Origin of the sequence: Gordonia sp. DT101 (genome assembly GCF_049844895.1) — a bacterium.
Classification (GTDB): Bacteria; Actinomycetota; Actinomycetes; order Mycobacteriales; family Mycobacteriaceae; genus Gordonia.
In genome coordinates this window covers 174,441-199,518 of the sequence record NZ_JBNCLX010000003.1, presented here as the reverse complement: position 1 = coordinate 199,518, position 25,078 = coordinate 174,441, and the positions used below count along the sequence as shown (strand labels likewise).

Genomic DNA, 25,078 nt, shown 5'->3' with positions numbered 1-25,078 from the left:
GTGATCACGAGTTGGCGCCGCGGGCGATGACCGGCCACCCGGTCGTCGTCCCGTCGGGCGTCTCGGCGATCAATTCGTCGACCAGGTTGACGGCGGTACACACGTGATTGGGGATCACCCGCAACCGGTCGCCCAGGGCGGGTATCGCGGCAGGGGCGGTGTCCGACGGGAACTCGATCACCGCATGGTGTTCCGAGAGCGACGTGATGATCGCGTCGGGTGCGTCGAGCAGGCGTCCGAACCCCGACGTCCACGGCGGACGGTCGGCGCCGAGGACCTTGCTGCCCGCATCCACCACGACTCGCTCACCGGTTCGGTGCACCACGGTGGCGACGGCGCACAGTGCGACATCTGCGAAACCGCACGATCCGAGTTCCACCTGCTGCGCGTCGTTGAACGGGTAGACGCCCGGTCGGATCTCGGTCAGCACCCCTGGCTCGGCGAACTCGATCGTGGGGGTGGATCCGCCGCTACGTACCACGGGCTCGATGCCGCTGTCCCGCAGTCGTTCGGCGGCCACCGACAGTGCGGTCACCTCCTGCTGTGCGGCCCGATGTCGTGCATCGCCGGGGCCGTATCCGTGGCCGGGGAAGGTGAACACACCGACCACCCGGAGGCCCGCATCGGCTGCTGCGGAGGCGATCATGCCGGACTCCCCGGGGTCCGCGCCGGTTCGGTGCTGCCCGGAGTCGACCTCCACCACGACGTCGGCGTCGGCATCGCCGATCTCCGCGGCGAGTTGTCGTGCGCCGTCCGCGGAGTCGACCGCCAGGCGAAGTCGGGCATGTTCGGCGAGGGCACGCAGACGGGGGCCTTTGTCGCCGGACACCCAGAGCGGATAGGCGATGAACAGATCCGTGCGGTCCGGTGTGGTCGCGGCGAAGGCCTCAGCCTCACCGATGGTGGCGACCGTCAGCCCGACCGCGCCTGCCGCCAGCTGCCGTCGAGCGATCTCGGCGCACTTGTGGGTCTTCGCGTGTGGCCGCAGGTCGATGCCGGCAGCCCGTGCGCGTTCGGCGACTGCACCGATGTTGCGGTCGAGCCGCGCGACGTCCACCGAGAGGAACGGTGTGTCGGTCACGCGCTGCCGTCATCATCAGAGTTCGACTTGCCCAGTGCGGCAGCCGATTCACCGAAGGCTAGATACTCCTGGTGGAGGATTCGTGTGGTCAGCCCCGGAGCGAACCGGTGGCCGATCTCGGCCAGGGTGCCCACCGTCGAACCCACGCGACGCGGTCGGTCCACGATGCCGTGCAGCACCCGGGACGCCGCCTTGTCCACACCCCACACGCCTGCCTGGTTCTCGTATGCCTCCGTGGGCGCGATCATCCGTGTACGCACGAGCGGGAGCCGTACGTTGGTGAACGTGACGTGGTCGGAGAGGCTCTCGGTACTCGTCACATCGCTGAAGGCCTCGAGAGCGGCCTTCGACGCGGCGTAGGCACCGAACCGGGCGGCACGGGACTGCACGGCGATCGAGGTCACGTTCACGATGTGGCCTGCCTGACGCTCCACCATGTGCGGGAGCAGACCCAGCACGAGGTTGACCGCGCCGAAGTAGTTCACTGCCATCAGTCGCTGATAGTCGTGCAACCGGTCGGTCGAATTGATGGTCGCCCGCCGGATCGACCGTCCGGCGTTGTTGACCAGGATGTCGACGTGATCATGCTCGGCGAGAAGAGTTTTGACCAACCCGGCGACCGATTCTTCGTCGGTGATGTCGCACTGGTAGGGATGCACCCGGCCGGGTGGCACGCCGTCCTTGCTCGCGGTCGCCGAGAGTTCGGCCGCCGCGGCATCGAGGCCGTCGGCGTCACGGGCGACGATGAACACGGTCGCCCCCCGTGCCACACACATCCGTGCGGTGGCCTTGCCGATCCCGCTGGAGCCGCCCGTGATCAGGATGTTCTTGCCGACCAGCGGTCCACGCGAATCGTGGTGACGGTGCCGGGCGGGGTCGAGGTGCGCGGCCCAGTACTTCCAGAGGCGGGGGCCGTAGTCGTCGAGGTCCGGCAACATGATCCCACGCTCACGGAGCACGGCGACAGTGTCGTCGGATCGGAAATCGACGGTCAGTGACACGGTGTCGAGGAGTGCGGGCGGGATGCCCTGCTGGGTGGCGAGGAGATCCCGACCGACCCGTAGTGGTCCGGTGCCGGCCAGCGTGAGCAGTGGCTCGACGATCCCGTTGGGAATCACGTTGCGGCCTTGTGGCCCATGGAATCCGGGAGCGATCGCGTTGTACATCCCGGTGATCGTGCGGCGTCGGGGATCGGCGAGGTGATAGACCATCCCACTGCGCTCCGGTTCGACGGTGCAGAGAGCGACGATCGAGCCGGCCACGTAGTCGACGGGAACGATGTTGGTGTTGCCTAGATCTGGCATCGGGAGGGGAAGTCCGGACGGCAGATGACCGAGCATCGCGAGGTGCCCGAAGAAGTAGTACGGGCCGTCCACCTTGTCCATCTCGCCGGTGCGTGAATCGCCGACGACGATCGACGGTCGGTAGACACGCCACCGAAGCCCCTCGCGGTCGCGGACGACTTTCTCGGCCTCGAATTTGGTGCGGTGATACGGCGACGGAAACCCTTGTCCGGCATCGAAATCCTCCTCGGTGAAGGTTCCGCGATGGTCACCGGCCACCGCGATCGAGGAGACGTGGTGCATCATCGCGCCCGCCGTGAGGGCGAAATCGGCCACGCGGGCCGTGCCCTCCACGTTCGCGGCCTGCTGGGCGTCGGCGTCGGCGGTCATGTCATAGATCGCGGCGAGGTGGATGACGTGGTCGATGTCGGGGAGATCCGCACTGTCGAGCGCGAGTCCGGGGGCGGTCACGTCACCGCTCACCGGTGTGACCTGTCCGGTGGCGTTCATGTCGGTGAGCGTCTGGCTGAACCTCGGCAGCGTCTGCGCGCGCACCAAGGCGTGGATACGGGCGTCGGGCTCGACGGTGAGGAGGCGTTCGATGACCCGGCGACCGATGAATCCGCTGCCACCGGTGATGAAGTATGTCGTCATGGCTGTGGTGTCCGATCTTCTAGAGCGTGACTTCGACCAGCGTGACTCGGTTCTTACTTGACGGTAAGGAGCCGATTTCTACCCAGGGTGACATTTACATTGACGAATGGCAACATTCGGTCGGCCGTGTGTCGGGACGTGGGCTCCTGGGGTCTGGCGGAGTCAGGACGCCGGATCTACGCCGGATCGAAGAGGCCTGCGAGTGCATCGACGCGCCTGCGCCGGTTGCCGGGGCTCAGTCGGTGGCCTTGGGTGAGGACCGACATCCCGTGTAGCGCGCTCCACAGCAGCTCTGCCCGGGTTCCGGCATCGCCGGTGTGATCGCCGGTGTGATCGCCGCCGCCGACGGCGTCGACCAGGACGTCGAAGGCCTCCCGCAATTCGGCCGGCGTGGAGTCGTGTGCGAACTGCACGCCGAGCCGCATCGAGAACATCGCTTCGTAGGTGGCCGGGTTCTCGGCGGCGAAGGCCAGGTAGGCCTCGATGAACGCGCCGACCCGATCGGCAATGCCGGCGCCGTCCAGCGCCTCTCGCATGACCTGCGTGAAGTCGGTGAATCCGACGAGCGCGACCGCACTCACGATGCCGTCCCGTCCGTCCGGGAAGTGGCCGTAGAGCACGGGCGGGCTGTACTCGATCTCGTTGGCGAGGCGGCGAGTTGTCACCGCGGCCCAGCCCTCGCTGTCGGCGATGGTGCGGGCGCAGTCGACGATCCTGCGTTCGCGCTCCTGCTTGTCGCGTGCCTTGCGTTCTCGAACTCCCACACCGCGAGGGTATCACTGATAGATTTTGGTCCAGCAATAGTCTATCGTTGATAGAAATAGTTCACACGGAAGGTCTACCTCATGCTCACGTCCTCGATCGGACTCGTCCTCAGCTGGATCGGCGCCCTCGGCATCATGGCGATCGGCGCGGCCTATCTGGCAAAGAACGAGAAGAATGCCGCCGGCTTCGGTCTTCCCGTCCTCCCTGCGGCGGATGCGCGCGGATGGTGGCAGGTGAAGGGGATTCGTGATGTCGCCACCGGCCTGATGGTGATCGTGTTCACGTTCGCGGCCCGCGATCAGCTCGCACTCCTCGTGCTCGTGCTCGCGCTGATTCCGCTGGGCGACATGGGGATCGTCCTGTCCAATGGAGGGGATCGGAAGACTGCGTTGGGTATCCACGGCGCGACGGCGCTGGCGATGATCGTGGCCGCAGTTCTGCTGTTCGTCTGACCGCCGGAATCGACAAGAGGGAGATGAAACGATGACCGACATCACCGAGCAGGAGCCAGAGGTGCGAAGGCCCGACGACGAGGTGGTGGGGACCGACCGCGCCTCCATGCACCTGCTGTTCGACGCCACCGATACGGAGGGTGCACTCAGCACGCTCGAGGTCCGACTGCAGGCGGGCGCCGATGGCGCGGCCCCGCACTTCCACACACGATCTTCGGAGATGTTCTACGTCGTCGACGGTGAGCTCAGGGTGATGACGGGCGATCGGATCGTCACCGTCGAGGCCGGGAACTCTGTGGTGGTGCCCAAGCTGATGCCGCATGCATTCGGTGCGACGCCGGATACCGCGGCACGTGTGTTGATCGTGCTCACGCCCGGCGTCGAGCGGTTCGAGTACTTCCGGCTGCTCGCCCGGATCCAGGCAGGCGAGGCGACGCTGGAAGAGCTTGCGGCAGTGCAGGATGAGTTCGACAACCACTTCGTCGACGCACCGCTCTGGTGGCAGGAACGGCACGTGTCGAGGCGCGACGATGGTTGAGTGCCGGATCGAGGTCGAGCGCGATGTCGCAGCGATCCGCGAGGTGGTCGGCGCGGCGTTCGGTCAACCGGACGAAGCGGATCTCGTCGAGGCGCTCCGGCGAGATCCGGCGGTCTGGATTCCGGGGCTGTCGGTGGTGGCCACCGATGCCGGCGGGTACGCCCTGCTGACCCGCTGTCGAGTGGGCGGGTGCCAGGCGCTTGCGCTGGCCCCCTGCGCGGTGGCCCCGGAACGGCAGAGCCGTGGGGTGGGCACCGACGTCACCGCATATGTACTGGACGAGGCGCGTACGCGGACGGTCAACGAATCTCCGGTGGAGAATCTGGTGGTGGTTCTCGGCCATCCCGAGTTCTATTCGCGGTTCGGATTCCGCCCCGCATCCGACGTGGGGATCGCGGCGTCGTTCGAGGTTCCCGACGAGGCCTTGATGTATCTGGCTCTCGACCCGGATGAACCGATCCCGTCCGGAGTGATCGAGTATCCGGCCGCGTTCGGGGTCTGAGCGTGGGACGAGGTTCCACTCTGGATCATCGAACACATGTTCGATAGACTCGATGGGTGGGATGGGATCAGGGGCCACCGACGTGGTCGGAGATGGAGCGGGTGCTCTCCGGCCGCGCGCCGGGAAGCGGGCGGCCCGGGGAGGCCTTCGGCCCCGGCGACAATTCCGGGGACGGCAACGACAGCCCCGCATGGTCTCGGAAACGGGGTGCCTACCGTCCCGAGGGCGTGGAGCGAGGTCGATCGTCCGTCCGATATGCCGAACTCCACGCGCACAGCTCCTACAGTTTTCTCGACGGTGCCTCGATGCCGGAGGAGATGGTCGAGGAGGCGCAGCGTCTGGACCTGGAGGCCCTTGCCGTCACCGATCACGACGGCTTCTACGGGGTCGTTCGATTTGCCGAGGCGGCAAGGGAATTCGGCATGCCCACGGTGTTCGGTGCCGAGCTGTCCCTGGAGCCCGACGTCACGCGGACCGGTGTCCCGGACCCGCCGGGCGAACATCTGCTCGTCCTCGCCCGCGACAGCGAGGGGTATCGGCGACTGTCCCGGACCATCGCGGATGCGCACATGGTGGCGGGGGAGAAGGGATTGCTGCGCTATGACCGGGAACGACTGCCGGACGTGGGAGGTGGTCATTGGCTGGTCCTCACCGGGTGTCGTAAAGGGGCCGTCCGGCGGGCGCTCGAGCGGAGTGGACCCGGGGCTGCGCGGCTCGCGCTGACCGACCTGATGGACCGTTATGGCCGCGAGGATGTCGCGGTGGAACTCACCGCCCAGGGGCTGCCCGAAGACGACGAACGCAACGCGATCCTGGCCGGGCTGGCCACCGAACTCGGTCTGACGACGGTGGCGACCACCGGGGCGCACTTTGCCGGGCCACGACGCCGCAGGCTCGCGACGGCCGTCGCGGCGGTCCGGGCGAGGACGGACATCGAGACCATCGACGGTTGGCTGCCGGGTGTCGGTGGTGCACATCTGCGCAGCGGTGACGAGATGTCCCGGTTGCTCACCGGCCATCCGGACGCGATCGACAACACGGTCGGATTGGCTGCCGACTGCGCCTTCCGGCTGGGCCTGATCGCGCCCCAGTTGCCCCCGTTCGACGTCCCGGACGGACACACCGAGATCAGTTGGCTGCGGGAACAGACCATGGATGGTGCGCTGCGTCGCTATGGCACCCCGGGCACCCATCCACAAGCGTATCGGCAGATCGAGCACGAACTGGCCATCATCGAGACCCTCACCTTTCCCGGCTATTTCCTCGTGGTCGCCGACATCGTGAACTTCTGCAAGCGCAACGACATCCTGTGTCAGGGGCGTGGAAGCGCCGCCAACTCGGCAGTCTGTTACGCATTGGGCATCACCAACGTCGACCCGGTCGCGAACAAGCTCTTGTTCGAACGCTTCCTGTCGCCCGAACGGGACGGCCCACCCGACATCGATGTCGACATCGAATCCGATCGACGGGAAGAGGCGATCCAATACGTCTATCGACGTTATGGCCGTGACTACAGTGCACAGGTCGCCAATGTCATCACCTATCGTGGCAAATCCGCGGTCCGTGACATGGCGCGCGCACTCGGTTATGCCACCGGCCAGCAGGACGCATGGAGCAAGGCCCCCGACGGGGCGCCCGACGACGTCACCGATCTGGCAGGTGAGATCCTGGGAATGCCAAGGCATCTGGGTATCCACTCCGGAGGGATGGTGATCTGTGACCGGCCCATCGCCGACGTGTGCCCGACGGAGTGGGCGAGGATGGAGAACCGGAGCGTGTTGCAGTGGGACAAGGATGACTGCGCCGCAATAGGTCTCGTCAAGTTCGATCTCCTCGGGTTGGGTATGTTGTCGGCGCTGCACTACGCCATCGATCTGGTGGCCGAACACAAGGGCATCGAGGTGGACCTGGCCACCTTGGACCTGACCGAGCCGGCCGTCTACGACATGCTGTGCCGGGCCGACTCGGTAGGTGTGTTCCAGGTGGAGTCGCGCGCGCAGATGGCCACCTTGCCTCGGCTGAAGCCGCGAACGTTCTATGACCTGGTGGTCGAGGTGGCTCTCATCCGCCCCGGACCGATTCAGGGTGGCTCGGTGCATCCCTACATCCGGCGCCGCAACGGGACGGAGAAGCCGACGGTGGAACATCCGTCGATGCGCAAGGCGCTCGATCGCACACTGGGAGTGCCGCTGTTCCAGGAGCAATTGATGCAACTCGCGGTCGATGTGGCCGGGTTCGATGCGGCGGAGGCCGACCAACTGCGCCGAGCGATGGGTTCCAAGCGGTCGCCCGAGCGGATGGAACGTCTGCGCAGGCGATTCTACGGAGGTATGGAGGAGGAGCACGGGATCACCGGCGAAATGGCCGATCGGATCTTCGAGAAGATGGCTGCGTTCGCGAATTTCGGTTTCCCGGAAAGTCATTCGCAGAGTTTTGCGTCCCTGGTCTTCTATTCGTCGTGGTTCAAGCTCCACCATCCGGCGGCATTCTGCGCGGCGTTGTTGCGGGCTCAGCCGATGGGGTTCTACTCGCCGCAGTCGCTGGTCGCGGATGCGCGCAGGCACGGTGTCGTCGTGCATCGTCCGGACATCAATCTGTCGCTTGCGCATGCGACGTTGGAGAACAAGGGGCTCGAGGTCCGTTTGGGGCTCGGCGGGATCAGGGGGCTCGGTGACGATGTCGCCGAGCGGATCGTCGAATGCCGTGACCTCGAGGGCGGCTATCGGGATGTGACAGATGTGTCCCGCCGTGCGGAGCTGACGGTGCATCAACTCGAGGGACTGGCGGGAGCAGGGGCGTTCGCCGGCTTCGGGATGAGTCGGCGGCAGGCCCTGTGGGAGGCGGGTGCCGCCGCGACGGTGCGATCGGATCAGCTGGCACTCGAGTCGTCCACACGGACACCGACCTTGCCGGGGCTGTCGGAGATCGAACTGGCCGCCACGGATGCCTGGGCGACGGGTATCACCCCGACGTCCTATCCGACCCAGTTCCTGCGGCCCCGCCTGGCAGCGTTGGGGGTGGTCCCGGCCGACGGGTTGCTATCTGTCGCAGACGGATCACGGGTCACCGTGGCCGGCGCGGTGACCCATCGGCAGCGTCCGGCGACCGCATCGGGTGTGACGTTCATCAACCTCGAGGACGAAACGGGCATGGTGAACGTGGTCTGCTCGGTGGGGTTGTGGACTCGACATCGGAATCTGGCACACTCTGCATCAGCATTGCTGATCCGTGGCACCGTGCAGAATGCCGAGGGGGCGGTGACGGTGGTCGCGGAGCGTCTACAGCGCTTGGATCTCCGAGTTGGAACTCGTTCCAGGGATTGGCATTAGAGAGGGGCGGCGGCAATGCCGAGGCAGATCGTGGTGACGGTGAAGCCGAGTAGTCGCAAGGGGCCGCTGGTGGAGACCGGGCCGGACGGTTCGGTCACCGTCTTCGTCCGCGAACCGGCAGCCGAAGGACGGGCCAACAAGGCCGTCGCCGAGATTCTCGCCGATCATCTCGGTGTGCCCAAACGAAAGATCGCCCTCGTCGGCGGTGCGACGGCCCGCACCAAACGGTTCCGCATCGACAACTGACCACATCCACACCGATCACGGCGCCCGCCGACCAGACGGTCAGACCGCCCCGGTGAACCCATTCTGCCGCCACGCCTCGTAGACGACGATGCTCGCGGCATTGGCGAGATTGTGTGACCGCCGCCCGGCCAACATGGGGATCCGGACCCGGTCGGTGACTTCCGGTCCGACCAGCACGTCGTCGGGCAGCCCGGTCGGTTCCGGCCCGAACAGCAAGACGTCGCCAGGTCGGTACTCGACATCGGTGTGGTAGCGGGACGCATGCGCGGTGAAGGCGAAGACCCGCTCGGGTTCGAGCGTCGTCCAGGCCGTCGCCAGGTCGGGATGCACTGTCACCGTGGCCATCTCGTGGTAGTCCAGGCCGGCGCGTTTCACCTGTGCGTCGGACATGCCGAACCCGAGTGGCTCGATGAGATGCAGTTCACAGCCGGTGTTGGCGGCGAGGCGGATCGCGTTCCCGGTATTGGGTGGGATGCACGGCTGGTAGAACATGATGCGGAACATGGTCAGGCCAGATTAGCGCCTCGGTTGCCGGCCGGATGCACGAGCCTTTGCCCGCCGACGTACCACGTGGTGTTCGCGCCGCACAGCACCACACATAACGTCGAATCCGGTTCCGGCCGAACGGCTCCGGTGAGCACCGCGGCGACCGCCGTGGCGGTGCCCGGCTCCACCAGGATGCGAAAGGCGTCCCACAGGTGACGACGCGCCGCGATCAGTTCCGGGTCCGACACCACCACGCTGGTCACCGCGCGACCGGCGATGGTCGACCAGCAGACGTCCCCGAGGCGGGTGGCGCCGAGTGAGTCGGCGGCGACACTGTCGAGTTCCACGGACACGGGGTGACCCGCCTCGAGCGCTTGATGCAGGCACGACGACCCGGCCGGCTCGGCGCCGACGATCCGGTCGCCCGGCCGCTGTACAGCTGTCAGTCCGCCGAGCAGTCCGCCGCCTCCGACACAGACGACGGTGGTGAGCGGACCGTCGATGTCGTCGGCGAGTTCGAGTCCGATGGTGCCGGCCCCGGCCACGATGTCGGGTTGGTCATAGGCGTGCAGCAGGAGGGCGCCGGATCGCTTCGCCATCTCGGCCGCGGCGTCGGCCGCGTGTTGGTAACGGTCGCCCACATGATGTACCTCCGCGCCGAGCGCGCGCAGGCTGTCGACCTTGACCTGAGGTGCAGTCTCCGGCACCACCACGGTGCACCTGGTGGCGGCGATACGGGCCGCCCACGCGGCGCCGATCGCGGCATTACCGCCGGACGCGACCAGGACCCCCGCGTCGTCGAGTAGTTCCTCGTCTCGTGCATGGCGCACGGCGTTGAGGCTTCCGCGGGGTTTGAAGCAACCACCCGCCTGGAGGTATTCGAGCTTGAACACCACGTCGACCGGGCCGTCGATGGTGTCGATCGATGTCCGGAGAACCGGCGTCCGGCGCAGCGAGCCGGCGATCCGCTCCCGGGCGGCGACGACATCGTCGAGGGTGACCGAAAACACCCGATCGGTAGATGGTTCCACGTCCATCCACGGTACCGATGGAGCGGATGGAACAATGGACCTCTGTGAGCGCTATACGACTCGACGGCAAGGTCACTCGTGACGAGATCTTCGAGGATCTCGGGGTTCGGGTGGAAAAGTTGCGTGCCGAGGGCATCATGCCCGGTCTCGGTACCGTCCTGGTCGGGGATGATCCCGGCTCGCAGTCCTACGTGAAAGGCAAGCACGCCGACTGTGCCCGTATCGGCGTGGCCTCGATCCGTAAGGATCTCCCGGCGGATGCGTCGACCGAGGAACTGAACGCCGCGATCGACGAGCTCAACAGCGACCCGAACTGCACCGGATACATCGTCCAGTTGCCGTTACCTCGTCATCTCGACGAGAACGCCGCGTTGGAGCGCATCGACCCGTCGAAGGACGCCGACGGTCTCCATCCGATCAATCTGGGCCGTCTGGTACTCGGCAAGGAGTCGACGTTGCCGTGCACGCCGCGGGGCATCGTCCATCTCCTGAGGCGATACGACATCCCCATCAAGGGCGCACGGGTCACCGTGGTCGGGCGCGGGGTCACCATCGGGCGACCGATGGGTCTGCTGCTCACGCGACGCACCGAGAACGCGACCGTCACGCTCTGCCACACCGGCACCCGCGATCTGGCATCCGAGGTGTCGCGGGCCGACATCGTGATCGCCGCAGCCGGGGTCCCACACCTCATCACCAAGGACATGGTCAAGCCGGGTGCCGCGGTCATCGACGTCGGTGTCAGCCGCACCGAGGCCGGGCTCACCGGCGACGTGGCCCCCGACGTCTGGGACGTCGCGGGCCACGTGTCACCGAATCCCGGCGGGGTCGGGCCGCTGACTCGCGCGTTCCTGCTCGTCAACGTCGTGGAGCGGGCGGAAGCGCAACTCGCCGGTCGTACCGGGGCGGGACCTGTCGGGTGACCGGGACCAGTGCCGGTGGCCGCGTCGAGCGGATTCGGCACGCGCGGCAGGTCAGGCGCTATCTGGTTCAGATCCCATACTTTGTCGTACTGCTCGGCCTACTGATCGCCGCGGTGCTGGTGCTGTTCGACCGCTGGCGGCGTGGCGCATTCGTCTTCGGATCGGCTCTGCTGCTGGGCGCGGTCCTGCGGGCTCTGATTCCGTCTTCGCGAGCAGGGCTTCTGCAGGTCAGAGGGCGTTTCTTCGATGTTGCGGCGATGGCGGCGACCGGCACACTCATTCTGTGGCTGGCGACGTCAATCGATCCGTTGGGCACAGATTGATTACAATAGATATCAACACGTGACCTGAGGCCCGAGGGGGCGCCAACAGCTGGGGAGTACGTATCACTTCGACGATCAACACCGCCGACCCGACGATTCCGGATGATTCCACGTCGATGGGTGTCTCTGCAGGCGACGGAATGATCCATTACGTCCTGCTCACCCGCGACGACGTCGGGCGCAGTGTCGTGGACACCCGGGTGATCGACGTCGACCGCAGCGACGGACTCGACGTCGCCGGGCGGGTGAACGCCGGGATCGATCTGATGCTGGGTGCCGCGCGCGACGCGGACCTGCGGGTCGGTCCGATCGGCATTGCCGCACGCACCACCAAGCAACGCTGGGAACTCCAGTCGCGGGGCGCCGGTCCGCGTCGTCAGATCCATTTGGTCAACGATGACGAGGCCGTCGTCGCGTACCTGTCGGCGACCGGGCACATCAACCGGTTCGAGTCCGTGGTGGTCGTCGACTGCGGCGACACCGGGATGTCGCTGTATACCGTCGAGCCCGCGACCAATCGGATCTCGGCGACGGAACGATCGCGTGCGCTGACCGGGCGTCGACTCGATCGGTCGATCGTCGGTCAACTGGTCGCCGAGGACAGTGCGGCCGAGCCGCAGGGAGCCCGGGTCCGTCGGCGTGCACTTCTCAGTGCGTGCCGCACCGCCAAAGAGGAGTTCTCTGCTCAGGGCCCGTCGGCAGCAGCCGGTTCGATCCTGCTCGCCGACGGTGGCGGGCACATGACGCTCACCCAGGACACCATCGACACCGCGATCGCCCCGATGGTCGACGATGCACGAGAAGCGTTGGCGCGCTACCTGTCCGAAGGCGCCGATCGCGGCGCACCGCCCCAGGCGGTCGTCCTGGTGGGTGGCATCGCCAACCTGCCTGCGGTGCGCGCCATGGTCGACCGTGAGCACTCGCTCGAGGTGATCGTCCCCGAGGCCCCCGAGCTCGCCGCATCCATCGGCGCGGCGATCCTGGCTCGGACCAAGACCACCGCCGACAGTCCGTCCAAGCTCGCGTTCATCGGCGGAAAACGGAACCGCGAGTGGCTCTCGGCGACGCCGCTGGCCGTCGTCGGTGCCATCATCGCCGCGGCGATGATGACGATCTTCGCCGTGAGTTCCTCGCTGACCGGGCAGAACGAGCCTGCTCCGTCGTCGACGGCCGCACCCACGACCTCGTCGACCACCTCCTCCTCGGCGGTCACGACGTCACGCGCGCCGCAACAGCCCGCCACGACCACCACGGCGGTCGCACCGCCACCCGTGGTCCGGGTCCCGACCGAGGAACAGGTGGTACCGACCACCCGTCGGCCCGAACCGCGGTGGAACGAATCACCCGGCTGGGCCACCACCGAACTGCCGCCCACCACGCAGCAACCCGATCAGCCCTCGACGACCACCCGGACGCTCTTGCCCTATCCGCTTCCGTCGCTGCCGTGGCCCACCGGTACCCGGCCCACGCCGACGATCCCGCCGGATCTGTTGCCTCCCGGTTTCCAGCCGCAGACGACTCAGCCGACACCGCCGCCGCCTCAGCAGGCACCGGCGACGACGACATCGCCGCGGGGAGCGCAGCGGCAGGTGACACCCACGGCACCGACATCGGAGGATTCGCCCGGAACGTCGTCGACCACGACCACGCCGGTGCCCTCGCGGTAGCGTCCGGCCGGAGCTCAGCCGCGGGCGAGTTCGACGGTCTGCTTCAGCAGATCGCTGATGGCGTCGAACTCGGTGAGGAACCCGTCGTGACCGTTGTCCGAGTGGACCACCTGCAGGCCACCGATACAGTTGCCCAGCAATTCGGCCAGCTCGACCTGTAAGCGCAAGGGGTACAAACGGTCCGAGACGATGCCGCCGACGATGACAGGCACCTGACAACGGCGCAGGGCAGCTTCGATGCCGCCTCGGTCGCGGCCGACGTCGTGATGGTTGAGCACGTTGCTCAGCACCACGTAGCTGCCGGGATCGAAGCGGCCGACCAGTTTGTCGGCCTGATGCTGCAGGTAACTGTCCACCGCGTAGCGGCCGCCGGTCAGCGGCTCCTCGTCGCCCTGAGGGTGATCGGCGAACCGCTGATCGAGTTCCACCTCACCCCGGTAGGTCAGGTGGGCGATGCGCCGTGCCACGCCCATACCGGTCGACGGCACACGCCCGGTGCCGTGGTAATCGCCGCCTTGCCAGTCGGGGTCGGCCCTGATCGCCGCGATCTGGGTGGTCTGCGTACCGATCTGGTCGGCGGTCGCCCTGGCGCCGACGGCGAGAACCAGTGCGCTGCGGACCATCTCCGGATATTCGATCGCCCATTCCAGAGCGCGTGCGCCGCCCATCGAGCCGCCGATGACGGCACCGATGCCTGCGACGTCGAGGTGCTCGAGCAGTAGTCGCTCTGCCCGGACCTGATCCAGCACGGTGATCTGTGGAAAGCGTGAACCCCACGGCCGCCCATCGGGATCCGGCGACGCGGGTCCGGTGGAACCCCGACAGCCACCGAGCACGTTGGCGGAGATGACACACCATTCGTCGGTATCGATCGCGCATCCGGGGCCGACGAGTCCGTCCCACCAGCCCGGCGACGGATGCTCCGCATTCGACGGCCCGGTCACATGCGAGTCGCCGGTGAGGGCATGCAGCGTGAGGATGACGTTGTCGCGGGTCGGCGACAACGTCCCCCAGCGCTGGAACGCCAGGGTGACGTTGTCGATCTGCCCGCCGTTGTCGAGCGAGACCGAGCCGATCCGGACGCTGGACATCGCCCCGTCCGGCAACTGCTCCCAGTCCGGCCGGTCAGCTGACTCGGTCTTCGGTTCGATACTCACCGACACGATTCACTCACTCTGCGCTGCACCTCGGTTCCCCTGTCTCCGTTGATCTCCGGTTTATCGTGCGGCCGCCGCGAATCCCTGCTCGAGGTCGGCGATGATGTCGTCGATGCCCTCGATCCCGACGGCCAGGCGCACCAAACCGGGGGTGACGCCCGCGGCGGCCTGTTCCTCGGGCGTCAGCTGGCTGTGCGTGGTCGATGCGGGGTGGATCACCAGCGACCGTACGTCACCGATGTTCGCGACATGACTGTGCAGTCCGAGGGCATCCACAAAGCTCTTCCCCGCGTCGACCCCTCCGGTGATCTCGAACGAGACGATCGCGCCCTGCCCCTTGGGGAGGATCTGCTGTCCGCGCTCGTACCACGCCGACGACGAGAGTCCCGCGTACGCAACGGATTCCACCTGTGCATGCTGCTCGAGGAACTCGGCGACACGTTGGGCGTTGGACACGTGGCGCTCGACGCGCAGACTCAGCGTCTCGAGTCCCTGTGCCAGCAAGAAGGCGTTGAACGGGGAGATCGCCGCACCCGTGTCGCGGAGCCACTGCACGCGCGCCTTCAATGCGTAGGCGGGCGCGCCGAGATCTGCGAAGACCGCGCCGTGATAGCTCGCGTCCGGGGTGGTGAAACCCGGGAAGAGATCCTTACCGTCGCGCTGGGCACGCCAGTCAAAGGCCCCGCCGTCGACGATCACGCCGCCGATCGCGGTGCCGTGGCCGCCGATGTATTTGGTGGCCGAGTGCACGACGATGTCGGCGCCGTGTGCCAGCGGATTGAGCAGGTACGGCGTGGCGACGGTGTTGTCGACGATCAGTGGCAGCTGATGACGGTGAGCGACCTCGGCGATGCCCTCGATGTCGAGGATCTCGTTGTTGGGGTTGGAGATCGTCTCGCCGAACACGGCTCGCGTGTTGTCCTTGATCGCGGCCTGCCATGAATCGAGATCCTCCGGGTCGTCGACGAAGGACACCTCGATACCGAGTTTCGGCAGCGTGTAGTGGAAGAGGTTGTAGGTACCGCCGTACAGACGCGGGCTGGACACGACGTGTCCGCCGTTCTCGACGATGTTGAGGATCGCGTACGTCTCGGCTGCCTGTCCGGAGGCCACCAGCAGGGCGGCGACACCCCCTTCGAGTGCGGCGATGCGCTGCTCGACGGCGTCCTGCGTCGGGTTCATGATCCGGGTGTAGATGTTGCCAGGTTCGGCCAGTCCGAAGAGGTTCGCGGCGTGCTGCGTGTCGTTGAAGACGTACGAAGTGGTCTGGTACAGCGGTAGCGCTCGAGCGTTGGTGGTCGGATCCGCGGTCTGACCCGCGTGGATCTGTTTGGTCTCGAAGCTCCAGGTGTCGACTGGATTGGTCTCTTCGGGGGCGTCGGACATGACTGTGTCATCGCTTTCTACGGTCGGCAGGGTGCAACGACCCTGGTGGGGTCCGACCTTCGGACCCGCGCTTGCCGGGGAGCTCGAACTCGAGTTCCTCAACCCGGTCATCACCCGGAGCACCCCACCGCGGATGGAGGGTTGCCGATCAGCAAGCCGGGGCTTTGCGCTGATGCTCATGACCTGGCGTCAAGGATATAACACGGCGCCGGCGACGTGAGAACCCTCCTGATCGCGGTGATCCGATCTGATGACACCTGTCCTCTGAATGGATGAAATTCCCGTCTTGCGTTGGCAAAACATCAGTTAGAAATCGTTAGCATCACTAATGGGGATTCGTGTTTTGAGATCGTACATTTACCCTGTGGCCAGCCCTGGGGACGCGTATCCGGTCCGGTGTGCGCCAGGTTGGACGAAGGCCGAACGTATGACAACCCGCTTCCCGATCTCGCGTCGGGCCTCCGTCGTACTCATCGCCGCGTGCTCGAGCCTGGCTGTCGTCGCGGCGTTCTGCGTGCCCGGGGCCATCGGAACGGCCGCTGCCGCCGAATGTGGCGGGGGTGCGGTCGTCGTCGTCGGGGGGACGAACGATCCCGAGGGCGCGGCGTTGGTCGGGATCAAGCAGCGATACAGCGGGACGGGGCTGGACAACACGCTGGGGACCGGCGACGACACCGACTACGCCGCCGAGCCGTACCGGGTCATCTACGCCGACTATCCGACGACGCTCTGGCCGCTCGGTGCCGCAGGCTACGACGACAGCGTGGCGCAGGGGGAGGCAGCGACGACGAAGGCGATCGCCACCTACCAGAGTGAATGCCCCGGCAGTCCGGTCGTGGTTGCGGGCTACTCGCAGGGCGCCCGGGTGGCGGGTGACGTGTTGTCGGACATCGGCAACGACCGGGTCGGCAAGGTGGACATCCACAACACCCCCGACGATCCTGACGACGACGTCGAGATCCGGAAGTACCAGGTCGACGGCAACGGCGACTTCGTCCTCGATGAGAACGGCGACAAGATCCCGGTCATCTCCGGCGAGCTCTACTCCGATCCGCGTCGTGACGGGACCCTCGGGGGCGAGGGCATCGAGTTGGCGTTGATCGGTGTGATTCCCGGGCTCACCATGACCGGCCCCCGCGACGGCGGTTTCGGGACCATCCCGGTGACCACGGTGTGCGCGGCCGGTGATCCCATCTGTGACCTTCCCGATCCGTTACACGATCCGATCGGCGCGATCGACGGACTGGTCGGCTACTTCACCAAGCACAATTACTACCCATATCGCATGTATCTGAATCCGGCCGAGTGGCCGACCACCGAATGTGCCGCCGGTTCGACCACCACCTGCATGGTCCCCCAGGATTCCGCGATCGTCGGCGTCATCCGCCAGGGTGCCGAGGCAATCGGGGTCGACGGCAATGTGATCCCCGACTTCCTCGCCGGCCACTGGACCATCGATGTGCCGAACGGCGCATCGTTGGCGAACCTGCAGCCCCTGGTCCGGCTGGTCCAGGACCAGCTGCCCCAACTGCCCAACCTCGGCTACGGCGCCTACCTCCCGGACCTCTTCGTGTTCGAGGACATCCTCGACGGCATCGTCCATGCAGCGCCGGACGAGGTCGAGGCAGGCGTTGCCGCACTCGCCGCGAGCGCGAAGAGCATCATCCTGGCTCCGGTGAACTATGTGCGATTCCTGGCCGCGCAGTTCCCCGGCCCCCAGGCGACGGCGACCGAGAGTGCGGCGAGCGTGCTCACGACCGTTGCGACGGATGAATCCTCCGCCGAGCAGCGGACCGCCGTTCTGCGAGCGCTCACCGCCGTCGACGAACCGCAGGCTGTCGACAGTGGCGCGCCGGCAACCGGTTCCGCTGGTTCGGGTGCCTCGCCTTCCGCTACGTCGGAGGGCAGCTCGGCGGCGGATTCCACGGCCGGTAGTGCCTATGATGCGCCGAAGTACAGCTCCACCCCGCCGGCGGTCTCCGAGGCGAGTCCGGCCGTGACGGATTCTGGAGCCGGCGCCGGCGCCGGCACCACGGAAACCGGCAGCGCAGATACGGGCAGCGCAGATACGGGCACCGCAGATGCCGGACCCGGCAGTACCGGGTCCGCCGACGTCGGGTCCGCTCCGGCGGCGGAGAGCGCGGCGGGCAGCGGCGGCACGACGCCCGGCGACAGCGACACCGGTGACGACCGTGGGACCGGTCCGGCAGTCACTTCGGGCACCGGCGGCGGCACCGCCAAGAGTTCCGCATCGAGCACCGACGGTGGCGACGACGGGGAGTAGCCCGGCCACTCGACGGCTCCGACGGAAAGCGCCCCGAAAGGCGCGTCCGCACGGTCGGCATCGACCTGTCGTCGACGAGAACCGTGCGGAGGGCGCCTTTCCGGGGGCGCTCTTGCGGGCCTCTAGAGGGTGCGCCCGTGGCCCTTGCGGACGGTTCACGGTCTGACCGCCGGTGAGCCTTCCATTCCCGATCAGCGGTATGCTCGGCTATAGCAGTACGCGCGTTCTGTTTTAGCGCTGATCGCGCGGGCGGATCACCTGCCGTACCAGTTTGGAATGCGTGCAGCCCTGCCACAAGCACAGGGGCTGTCCGTCGTCGTGTCGAGGAGGGCGCAAAGCCGTATGGGCAAGATCAAGGTCGAAGGAACGGTCGCGGAACTCGACGGCGACGAGATGACCCGCATCATCTGGCAGTTCATCAAAGAGAAGCTGATCCACCCGTACCTCGACATCGACCTCGACTACTACGACCTCGGCATCGAGTACCGCGACCAGACCGACGACCAGGTGACCGTCGACGCGGCACATGCCATCCAGAAACACGGAGTGGGCGTCAAGTGCGCCACCATCACGCCCGACGAGGCGCGGGTGGCGGAGTTCGGGCTGAAGAAGATGTGGCGGTCGCCGAACGGCACGATCCGTAACGTCTTGGGCGGCACGATCTTCCGGTCGCCGATCATCATCTCCAATGTTCCCCGGCTGGTTCCCGGCTGGACGAAGCCGGTGGTCATCGGCCGCCATGCCTTCGGTGACCAGTACCGCGCAACGGATTTCAAGGTGCCCACCGGTGGCACCGTGACCATCACGTTCACCCCCGACGACGGCTCCGAGCCGATCGAGCACGAGATCGTGAAGATGCCCGACGAGGGCGGCGTGGTGATGGGTATGTACAACTTCAACAAGTCGATCGAGGACTTTGCGCGCGCGTCCTTCAACTACGGCTTGCAACGGAACTATCCGGTCTACCTGTCGACCAAGAACACGATCCTGAAGGCCTACGACGGCGCATTCAAGGACATCTTCGCCGACGTGTTCGAGAAGGAGTTCAAAGCGGAGTTCGACGCGGCCGGGCTGCACTATGAACACCGTCTGATCGACGACATGGTCGCCTCCTGCCTGAAGTGGGAGGGCGGCTACGTCTGGGCGTGCAAGAACTACGACGGCGACGTGCAGTCCGACACGGTCGCGCAGGGCTACGGTTCGCTCGGGCTGATGACCTCGGTGCTGCTGACGCCGGACGGCCGGACCTGCGAGGCCGAGGCCGCACACGGCACGGTGACGCGCCACTTTCGCCAGCATCAGCAGGGCAGGCCGACGTCGACCAATCCCATCGCGTCGATCTTTGCCTGGACGCGCGGCCTCGATCACCGCGGCAAGCTGGACAACACCCCGGAGGTCCGGGAGTTCGCGCAGAAGCTCGAGGACGTCGTCATCGACACCGTCGAGGGCGGCAAGATGACCAAGGACCTCGCCTTGCTCGTCGGCGGCGACCAGCAGTATCTGACTACCGAGGAGTTCCTCGGCACTCTCGACGAGAATCTGCAGGCCGCTCTCGCGGACTGACCGCCGGTGCGTCCCCACCCGGCCGTCCGGTGCCGGGCGGCGGGGATCTCGGCTGTGAACGAACTCACCCGGCGTATGTGGAATCAGCACGCCGTCCATCGAGGTTGGAGAAATGGTGTCCTCACCCCCCGACCTCACCCAGGACCTCACCCAGGCGCCATCCGCACGCCCGCAGCGGTCCATCCGTCGATGGGCCATCCTCGCCCTTGCGCTCGGCGGGTTCGGGATCGGAACCACCGAGTTCGTCGCGATGGGTTTGCTGCCGAACATCGCCGGCACCCTCGGCGTCACTGAGCCGACGGCCGGGCACGTCATCTCGGCGTACGCGCTGGGGGTGGTTGTCGGTGCCCCGCTGATCGCTGCCCTCACCGCGCGCATGTCCCGTCGCACGCTGCTCATCGGCCTCATGGTCGCGTTCACCGTCGGCAATCTCGCGACCGTGCTCGCACCCACCTATGGATTGCTGATCGCCGCGAGATTCGTGGCGGGTCTGCCGCATGGCGCGTATTTCGGCGTTGCTGCCCTGGTCGCCGCGCACCTCGCCGGCCCCCGTGATCGGGCGAAGGCGGTCGGCAAGGTGATGCTCGGACTGTCGGTGGCCAACGTCCTCGGCGTCCCGATGGCGACCTGGCTCGGCGAGTCACTCGGCTGGCGGGTGGCCTTCGCGCTCGTGGTGGTGATCGGTCTCGCGACCATCGTCGCCCTCGTCCGGAACCTCCCTGATCTGGCGGACATGCCGGTGACCAATCCGATCACCGAACTCGGTGCGCTCGCACGACCACAGGTGTGGTTCACACTGCTCATCGGGGTGGTCGGCTTCGGCGGCATGTTCGCCTTCTATACCTATCTCAATTCCGCGCTGACGAATGTGACCGGCATATCGGTGTCGCTGGTTCCGGTCGCGCTGATGTTGTTCGGTCTCGGCATGGTCGTCGGCAACCTCGCCGGCGGGATCCTCGCCGATCGCAGCGTGCCGCTCGGGATCCTGATCGGGCTGATTGCCACCGGTGCCTCACTCGCGTTGTTCGCACTCATGCTGCAGAACGTATGGGCGGCAATGTTCTTGAGTTTCGCGATCGGGTTGTCGGGAGCGTCCACGATCCCGGCCCTCCAGACCAGACTGATGGACGTCGCCGACGATGCGCAGACACTCGCCGCAGCCCTGAACCACTCGGCCCTCAACGTCGCCAACGCACTCGGTGCATGGTTGGGCGGGGTGGTGATCGCGGCCGGTCACGGCTATCGGGCACCATCGATGCTCGGAGCCCTTCTCGCGGTGGCCGGACTCCTGGTGCTGGCGCTGGCGTTGGTCACCCAACGGCGGGCCGCGAGGGTCCGACAGACCTCTGAGGTACCGGCGGAGGGCGTCGGCCTCTCTGTGTAGCCGGCGCGCCCGTCGACGCGCTCCCGAACGCCGACAGCGGCTGCGGCCGTATGGCCGCAGCCGCTGTCGGGGGGCTGCAGAAAATGTCTTGTGGCGAGGTCAGCCGACGGTGGGCGGGGTCGCGACCGTCTTCGACAGATAGAGCTGCTCGCCGAGCTTGTCCAGCAGTTCGAGCTGGGTCTCGAGGTAATCGATGTGATCCTCTTCGTCCTTGAGGATGTCCTCGAGGATCTTCGCGCTGGTGATGTCGCCCTTGCCGCGGCACATCGAGATGCCGGGCCGCAGCCGCTCGACGACCTCGATCTCCACCGCCATGTCGGATTCGAACTGCTCACGCAGGGTCTGCCCGATGCGCAGCGGCAAGATCTTCTGATAATTGGGCAGAGCCTCCAGGAACAGGATGCGATCGGTCAGGGTCTCCGCGTGGTGCATCTCCTCGATGGACTCCGCGCGGGACTTGCCCGCGATCTCGGTGAGCCCCCAATTCGCCTGCATTTTGGAATGCAGGAAGTACTGGTTGATCGCCGTCAGCTCGCTGGTGAGCTGTTCGTTGAGTAGTGCGATCACCTCGTCGTCGCCGCGCATGACCGTGTCTCCGTTCGCCGTGGTATAGGGAACGTAGCACGCATGAAGGCCCCACGTCGGGCTTCCGGCGCGAGGTGTCCAATCGACGTCAGATGACGTCCGTCATGCAGCAGTGGTGGCGGTTGCGGTCCTTTCGCTGACGATCTCGTGAAGTCGTTCGAGGCAGGTGCCGCAGCCTTCGCCGGCACCGCAACGTTCGCCGATGGCGTCGACCGACATCGCGCCGGCCGAGCAGTGCTCGTGGACCTCGTCTTCGGTCACCGCGCGGCAGATGCAAACGAACATTGTCTTCACCTCTTCGGGTCAGTTAGGTAAGGGTTGCATAAAAGCGGCGGACAAGCAAGGGTTGGCTTACCTCTGGTACGGGCGCACCACAACGGGGCGGTACTCTCGGACGCTGTGTCCATCACGATCAGCACCGTCAATGTCAACGGCGTCCGGGCCGCGGTGAAGCACCGTTCCGAGGCGAATCGAGGTCTTCTCGCATGGCTGGACGAGGCGGCCGTCGATGTCGTCCTCCTGCAGGAGATCCGCGCGGAGGAAGACCAGGCACGCGAGGCCCTTGCGCCCGCCCTCGACGACGGCTGGCACCTGGCCATGAGTGCGTCCGCGGTCAAGGGCCACGCCGGTGTCGGTGTGCTCAGCCGTCTGCCGATCAGGCAGGCGCGAATCGGGTTCGGCAGCAACGAGTTCGACCGAACCGGCCGATATCTCGAAGCGGATGTCGAGGGGACGGCGGAGCCCCTCACGGTGGCCAGCCTCTACATCCCCAAAGGGGCGGCCGCGACCTCCGAGCCGAAAGATGTGGCGAAGTTCGACGAGAAGGTGCGGTTTCTCGACGAGTTCGGTCAGCACCTCCGGAAACTCGCCCGCAGGCGGCGACACGTGGTGATCGGAGGTGACTGGAACATCGCTCATGCCGAGGCCGACATCAAGAACTGGAAGGGCAATCGCAAGAGTCCGGGATTCCTGCCACATGAGCGCGCCTGGGTCGGTGATCTGCTGGCCGAGGGGTGGTCGGACGTGGCACGGGAGCTCGCTCCGGACGAGGAGGGGCCGTACACCTGGTGGTCATGGCGGGGTAAGGCCTTCGACAACGATTCCGGATGGCGGATCGACTACCAGCTCGCCAACCGATCGTTGGCGCGACGGGCGGTGAAGGCGACGGTCGACCGTGCGGCGGCCTACGACCTCCGGTGGTCGGATCATGCGCCGATGACCGTCGTGTACGACTGAGCCTTCGCGCCGACCTCTCCCGGAAAACCGGTCGCGGGCATCTGCGAAACTGGAGGCATGAGCAGCGACGTCACCCAATCCGGCGCATCACGGCCGCGTGTGCTGTCGGGTATCCAGCCGACCAGCGATTCCTTCCACCTCGGAAATTACCTGGGGGCGGTTCGCCAGTGGGTGGCGTTGCAGGACGAGTTCGACGCGTTCTACTTCATCCCCGACATGCACGCGATCACCGTGCCCTACGAGCCGGCGGAACTCCGCGACCGCACGCGTCGCAGCGTTGCGCAATTGCTCGCGGTGGGCGTGGACCCCGAACGATCGACGATCTACGTGCAGTCCCACGTGCCGGAGATCGCCCAACTCACCTGGGTGCTGTCCTGCATCACCGGCTTCGGTGAGGCGAGCCGGATGACCCAGTTCAAGGACAAGTCGGCCAAGCAGGGCACCGACGCGGCAGGCGTCGGGCTGTTCACCTACCCGATCCTGATGGCGGCCGACATCCTCGCCTTCGAGGTGGATCGCGTGCCGGTCGGGGAGGACCAGCGTCAGCATCTCGAACTCACGCGCGATCTCGCGCAGCGTTTCAATGCACGGTTCGGCAAGGTTCTCAAGGTTCCCGAGGCATACATCGTCTCCGAGTTCGCCAAGATCTACGATCTGCAGAACCCGACGGCCAAGATGAGCAAGTCCGCCGAGTCCGACCGCGGCCTCATCAACCTGCTCGACGAACCCAAGAAATCCGCCAAGAAGATCCGCTCCGCGGTCACCGACACCGGAACCGACATCCGCTTCGACCCGGCGGAGAAGCCGGGTGTCAGCAATCTGCTCACCATCCAGTCCGCGCTCGCCGGTACCCCGATCGACGTCCTGGTCGACAAGTATCAGGGAAAGGGCTACGGCGACTTGAAGGTTGACACCGCCGACGTACTCACCGAGTTCGTCACGCCGCTACGCGGCCGGGTCGCCGAATACATGGACGACCCGACTCATCTCGACGACATCCTCGCCCGCGGTGCGGCGCGCGCGCGATCGGTCGCTTCGACCACGCTGGCCTCGGTCTATGACAAAGTGGGTTTCCTGGCACCGGAAGGGTGATCAGCCGTTGCCCCGACTGACCCCGTGATCCGATGAGGAGGCGGTACAGGTGAGTTCGATGGTGGATTCCGGAAAGTCCGCGGTCGCACGCGGGAAGAGCGCCTTCGCCGGCGCGCGCGAGCGCTGGACCTGGCTCGAGCACCTCATCCAGACGGTTCAGAGGTACAACGACCGTCGTGGCAACCTCTACGCCGCGAGCATCAGCTTCAACGGGATACTCGCGCTGGTCCCCATCGTCATGGTGGTGTTCGCGATCGCCGGTTTCGTCCTGGCGAATCAGCCGGACCTCTTGAAGGAACTCCAGGACGCGGTCGTCAAGAACATGCCCGAGGGGCTCGGTGATCAGGTCAGCGACCTCATCGACTCGGCGATCGCGTCCCGGGCCGCGGTCGGCATCGTGGGTCTGATCGGCGCCGCGTTCACCGGCATCGGCTGGATCTCCGGCGTCCGGCTGGGCATGACCGAGATGTGGGGTGGCCGGGTCAACCGCAACGCGGTCATGTCGAAGGTCTGGGATCTGATCACCTTCGTCGTGCTCGGCATCGCCTTCGCAGGCACCATGGCGCTCACCGCCCTCGGCAACTCCGGTCTCACGACCGAGGTGCTGTCGTGGGTGGGCCTCGAGGACGCCTCGTGGGCGCCCGCAGTCGTTCGGACCGTGTCCGTCATCATCTCGGTCATGGCGACCTGGCTGCTGTTCACCTTCGTGATGTCGCGGCTCCCGTTGGTGCAGTTGCCGTTCCGGAACACTCTGAAGGCCGGGCTGCTCACCGCGATAGCTTTCGAGATCGTCAAGACCGTGGGCGGCATCTACCTCCAGTCGGTGCTGAGCGGTCCGGCCGGCGTGGCGTTCGGCCCCATCATCGGCCTACTGGTGTTCGCCTACCTCGCGTCGCGGATCGTGCTCTACGCCGCGGCCTGGTGTGCCACCGACCCGATCAACGAGGAATTCCAGGTCACCGAGGAGGACGCACCACTACCGCCGGTGGTCGTCTCGCCGAACTATCAGGTCAATCCGGTCGCCAGGCCGGCAACGCTGGTGGCGGTCGCCGGTATCGCCGCTGCCATCAGTGGATTCGCCGGGTGGTTGCTCCGGCGCTAGTCCCGTCCG

At 66.3% G+C, this 25,078-nt stretch carries 23 protein-coding genes and 1 riboswitch; of the genes, 14 read left to right on the top strand and 9 right to left on the bottom strand.

Features of this window, described 5'->3' with window-relative positions; genetic code table 11:
* Nucleotides 1-4 precede the first annotated feature (4 nt).
* From ACLQ3I_RS12215 to ACLQ3I_RS12205, 3 genes are all read right to left on the bottom strand, one after another.
* Nucleotides 5-1,081: an alanine racemase gene (locus tag ACLQ3I_RS12215; protein ID WP_425802159.1), complete on the bottom strand. Its 1,077-nt coding sequence runs from the start codon at nucleotides 1,079-1,081 to the stop codon at nucleotides 5-7.
* Nucleotides 1,078-3,018, bottom strand: coding sequence for an SDR family oxidoreductase (locus tag ACLQ3I_RS12210; RefSeq protein ID WP_425802157.1), 1,941 nt, complete (start codon nucleotides 3,016-3,018; stop codon nucleotides 1,078-1,080). Before ACLQ3I_RS12210 ends, ACLQ3I_RS12215 begins: the two co-directional genes overlap by 4 nt.
* Before the next feature lie 176 nt (nucleotides 3,019-3,194).
* Nucleotides 3,195-3,782 carry a TetR/AcrR family transcriptional regulator gene (locus ACLQ3I_RS12205; protein ID WP_425802155.1) on the bottom strand — a complete coding sequence of 196 codons (588 nt, stop codon included), beginning with the start codon at nucleotides 3,780-3,782 and terminating at the stop codon, nucleotides 3,195-3,197.
* Between the two features lie 81 nt (nucleotides 3,783-3,863).
* On the opposite strand from ACLQ3I_RS12205, the gene ACLQ3I_RS12200 reads away from it, so the two are divergent.
* The 5 genes from ACLQ3I_RS12200 to ACLQ3I_RS12180 all read left to right on the top strand — a co-directional run bounded on the left by ACLQ3I_RS12200 (nucleotide 3,864) and on the right by ACLQ3I_RS12180 (nucleotide 8,850).
* Nucleotides 3,864-4,235, top strand: a complete 372-nt coding sequence (locus ACLQ3I_RS12200) for a DUF4267 domain-containing protein (protein WP_425802153.1) — start codon at nucleotides 3,864-3,866, stop codon at nucleotides 4,233-4,235.
* 106 nt (nucleotides 4,236-4,341) lie between these two features.
* A complete protein-coding gene (locus tag ACLQ3I_RS12195; protein WP_425790409.1) occupies nucleotides 4,342-4,773 on the top strand; it encodes a cupin domain-containing protein in 432 nt (143 codons plus the stop codon).
* Nucleotides 4,766-5,275 carry a GNAT family N-acetyltransferase gene (locus ACLQ3I_RS12190; RefSeq protein ID WP_425802150.1) on the top strand — a complete coding sequence of 170 codons (510 nt, stop codon included), beginning with the start codon at nucleotides 4,766-4,768 and terminating at the stop codon, nucleotides 5,273-5,275. The genes ACLQ3I_RS12195 and ACLQ3I_RS12190 overlap by 8 nt, the downstream gene beginning before the upstream one ends.
* A 56-nt stretch (nucleotides 5,276-5,331) precedes the next feature.
* Complete coding sequence (locus ACLQ3I_RS12185; RefSeq protein ID WP_425802147.1) at nucleotides 5,332-8,604, top strand: error-prone DNA polymerase; 3,273 nt, start codon at nucleotides 5,332-5,334, stop codon at nucleotides 8,602-8,604.
* A gap of 15 nt (nucleotides 8,605-8,619) precedes the next feature.
* Complete coding sequence (locus ACLQ3I_RS12180; protein ID WP_164308403.1) at nucleotides 8,620-8,850, top strand: DUF167 domain-containing protein; 231 nt, start codon at nucleotides 8,620-8,622, stop codon at nucleotides 8,848-8,850.
* A 39-nt stretch (nucleotides 8,851-8,889) separates the two neighbouring features.
* Here the strand turns inward: ACLQ3I_RS12180 and ACLQ3I_RS12175 are convergent, their stop codons facing one another.
* Nucleotides 8,890-9,354, bottom strand: coding sequence for a tRNA (cytidine(34)-2'-O)-methyltransferase (locus tag ACLQ3I_RS12175; protein WP_425802144.1), 465 nt, complete (start codon nucleotides 9,352-9,354; stop codon nucleotides 8,890-8,892).
* 2 nt (nucleotides 9,355-9,356) lie between these two features.
* Nucleotides 9,357-10,367, bottom strand: a complete 1,011-nt coding sequence (locus ACLQ3I_RS12170; RefSeq protein WP_425802142.1) for a serine/threonine dehydratase — start codon at nucleotides 10,365-10,367, stop codon at nucleotides 9,357-9,359.
* 44 nt (nucleotides 10,368-10,411) lie between these two features.
* Here ACLQ3I_RS12170 and ACLQ3I_RS12165 point away from each other — a divergent pair, with 44 nt between their 5' ends.
* The 3 genes from ACLQ3I_RS12165 to ACLQ3I_RS12155 all read left to right on the top strand — a co-directional run bounded on the left by ACLQ3I_RS12165 (nucleotide 10,412) and on the right by ACLQ3I_RS12155 (nucleotide 13,280).
* A complete protein-coding gene (locus tag ACLQ3I_RS12165; RefSeq protein ID WP_425788203.1) occupies nucleotides 10,412-11,290 on the top strand; it encodes a bifunctional methylenetetrahydrofolate dehydrogenase/methenyltetrahydrofolate cyclohydrolase in 879 nt (292 codons plus the stop codon).
* Nucleotides 11,287-11,613, top strand: a complete 327-nt coding sequence (locus tag ACLQ3I_RS12160) for a DUF3017 domain-containing protein (protein WP_425788201.1) — start codon at nucleotides 11,287-11,289, stop codon at nucleotides 11,611-11,613. The genes ACLQ3I_RS12165 and ACLQ3I_RS12160 overlap by 4 nt, the downstream gene beginning before the upstream one ends.
* A 116-nt stretch (nucleotides 11,614-11,729) precedes the next feature.
* The gene (locus ACLQ3I_RS12155) at nucleotides 11,730-13,280 is read left to right on the top strand and encodes an Hsp70 family protein (protein ID WP_425788199.1); all 1,551 of its coding nucleotides are present in this window, start codon (nucleotides 11,730-11,732) and stop codon (nucleotides 13,278-13,280) included.
* Between the two features lie 14 nt (nucleotides 13,281-13,294).
* Here ACLQ3I_RS12155 and metX read toward each other — a convergent pair whose 3' ends face one another.
* On the bottom strand, nucleotides 13,295-14,443 hold the full coding sequence (gene metX, locus ACLQ3I_RS12150) for a homoserine O-acetyltransferase MetX (protein WP_425788197.1): 1,149 nt from the start codon (nucleotides 14,441-14,443) through the stop codon (nucleotides 13,295-13,297).
* 54 nt (nucleotides 14,444-14,497) lie between these two features.
* Nucleotides 14,498-15,823 (bottom strand): bifunctional o-acetylhomoserine/o-acetylserine sulfhydrylase, encoded by a 1,326-nt coding sequence (locus tag ACLQ3I_RS12145; protein WP_425788196.1) that lies wholly within the window; start codon nucleotides 15,821-15,823, stop codon nucleotides 14,498-14,500.
* Nucleotides 15,824-15,885: 62 nt separating this feature from the next.
* Nucleotides 15,886-16,007, bottom strand: a riboswitch (SAM riboswitch).
* Nucleotides 16,008-16,250: 243 nt separating this feature from the next.
* On the opposite strand from ACLQ3I_RS12145, the gene ACLQ3I_RS12140 reads away from it, so the two are divergent.
* The 3 genes from ACLQ3I_RS12140 (at nucleotide 16,251) to ACLQ3I_RS12130 (ending at nucleotide 21,054) form a co-directional block, all read left to right on the top strand.
* A complete protein-coding gene (locus ACLQ3I_RS12140; protein WP_425802139.1) occupies nucleotides 16,251-18,107 on the top strand; it encodes a PE-PPE domain-containing protein in 1,857 nt (618 codons plus the stop codon).
* 342 nt (nucleotides 18,108-18,449) lie between these two features.
* Nucleotides 18,450-19,670 carry an NADP-dependent isocitrate dehydrogenase gene (locus tag ACLQ3I_RS12135; RefSeq protein ID WP_425802137.1) on the top strand — a complete coding sequence of 407 codons (1,221 nt, stop codon included), beginning with the start codon at nucleotides 18,450-18,452 and terminating at the stop codon, nucleotides 19,668-19,670.
* Nucleotides 19,671-19,782: 112 nt separating this feature from the next.
* Nucleotides 19,783-21,054, top strand: coding sequence for an MFS transporter (locus ACLQ3I_RS12130; RefSeq protein WP_425802134.1), 1,272 nt, complete (start codon nucleotides 19,783-19,785; stop codon nucleotides 21,052-21,054).
* A 99-nt stretch (nucleotides 21,055-21,153) separates the two neighbouring features.
* Here ACLQ3I_RS12130 and bfr read toward each other — a convergent pair whose 3' ends face one another.
* Complete coding sequence (bfr, locus tag ACLQ3I_RS12125; RefSeq protein ID WP_164308412.1) at nucleotides 21,154-21,639, bottom strand: bacterioferritin; 486 nt, start codon at nucleotides 21,637-21,639, stop codon at nucleotides 21,154-21,156.
* A gap of 102 nt (nucleotides 21,640-21,741) precedes the next feature.
* Nucleotides 21,742-21,924, bottom strand: coding sequence for a (2Fe-2S)-binding protein (locus ACLQ3I_RS12120; RefSeq protein WP_425788186.1), 183 nt, complete (start codon nucleotides 21,922-21,924; stop codon nucleotides 21,742-21,744).
* A gap of 114 nt (nucleotides 21,925-22,038) precedes the next feature.
* On the opposite strand from ACLQ3I_RS12120, the gene ACLQ3I_RS12115 reads away from it, so the two are divergent.
* The 3 genes from ACLQ3I_RS12115 to ACLQ3I_RS12105 are packed head-to-tail and all read left to right on the top strand — an operon-like array spanning nucleotide 22,039 to nucleotide 25,069.
* Nucleotides 22,039-22,875, top strand: a complete 837-nt coding sequence (locus tag ACLQ3I_RS12115; RefSeq protein ID WP_425802130.1) for an exodeoxyribonuclease III — start codon at nucleotides 22,039-22,041, stop codon at nucleotides 22,873-22,875.
* A 57-nt stretch (nucleotides 22,876-22,932) separates the two neighbouring features.
* Nucleotides 22,933-23,967, top strand: coding sequence for a tryptophan--tRNA ligase (gene trpS, locus ACLQ3I_RS12110; RefSeq protein ID WP_425788182.1), 1,035 nt, complete (start codon nucleotides 22,933-22,935; stop codon nucleotides 23,965-23,967).
* Nucleotides 23,968-24,016: 49 nt separating this feature from the next.
* The gene (locus ACLQ3I_RS12105) at nucleotides 24,017-25,069 is read left to right on the top strand and encodes a YhjD/YihY/BrkB family envelope integrity protein (protein ID WP_425802128.1); all 1,053 of its coding nucleotides are present in this window, start codon (nucleotides 24,017-24,019) and stop codon (nucleotides 25,067-25,069) included.
* The last annotated feature ends 9 nt before the right edge of the window (nucleotides 25,070-25,078 follow it).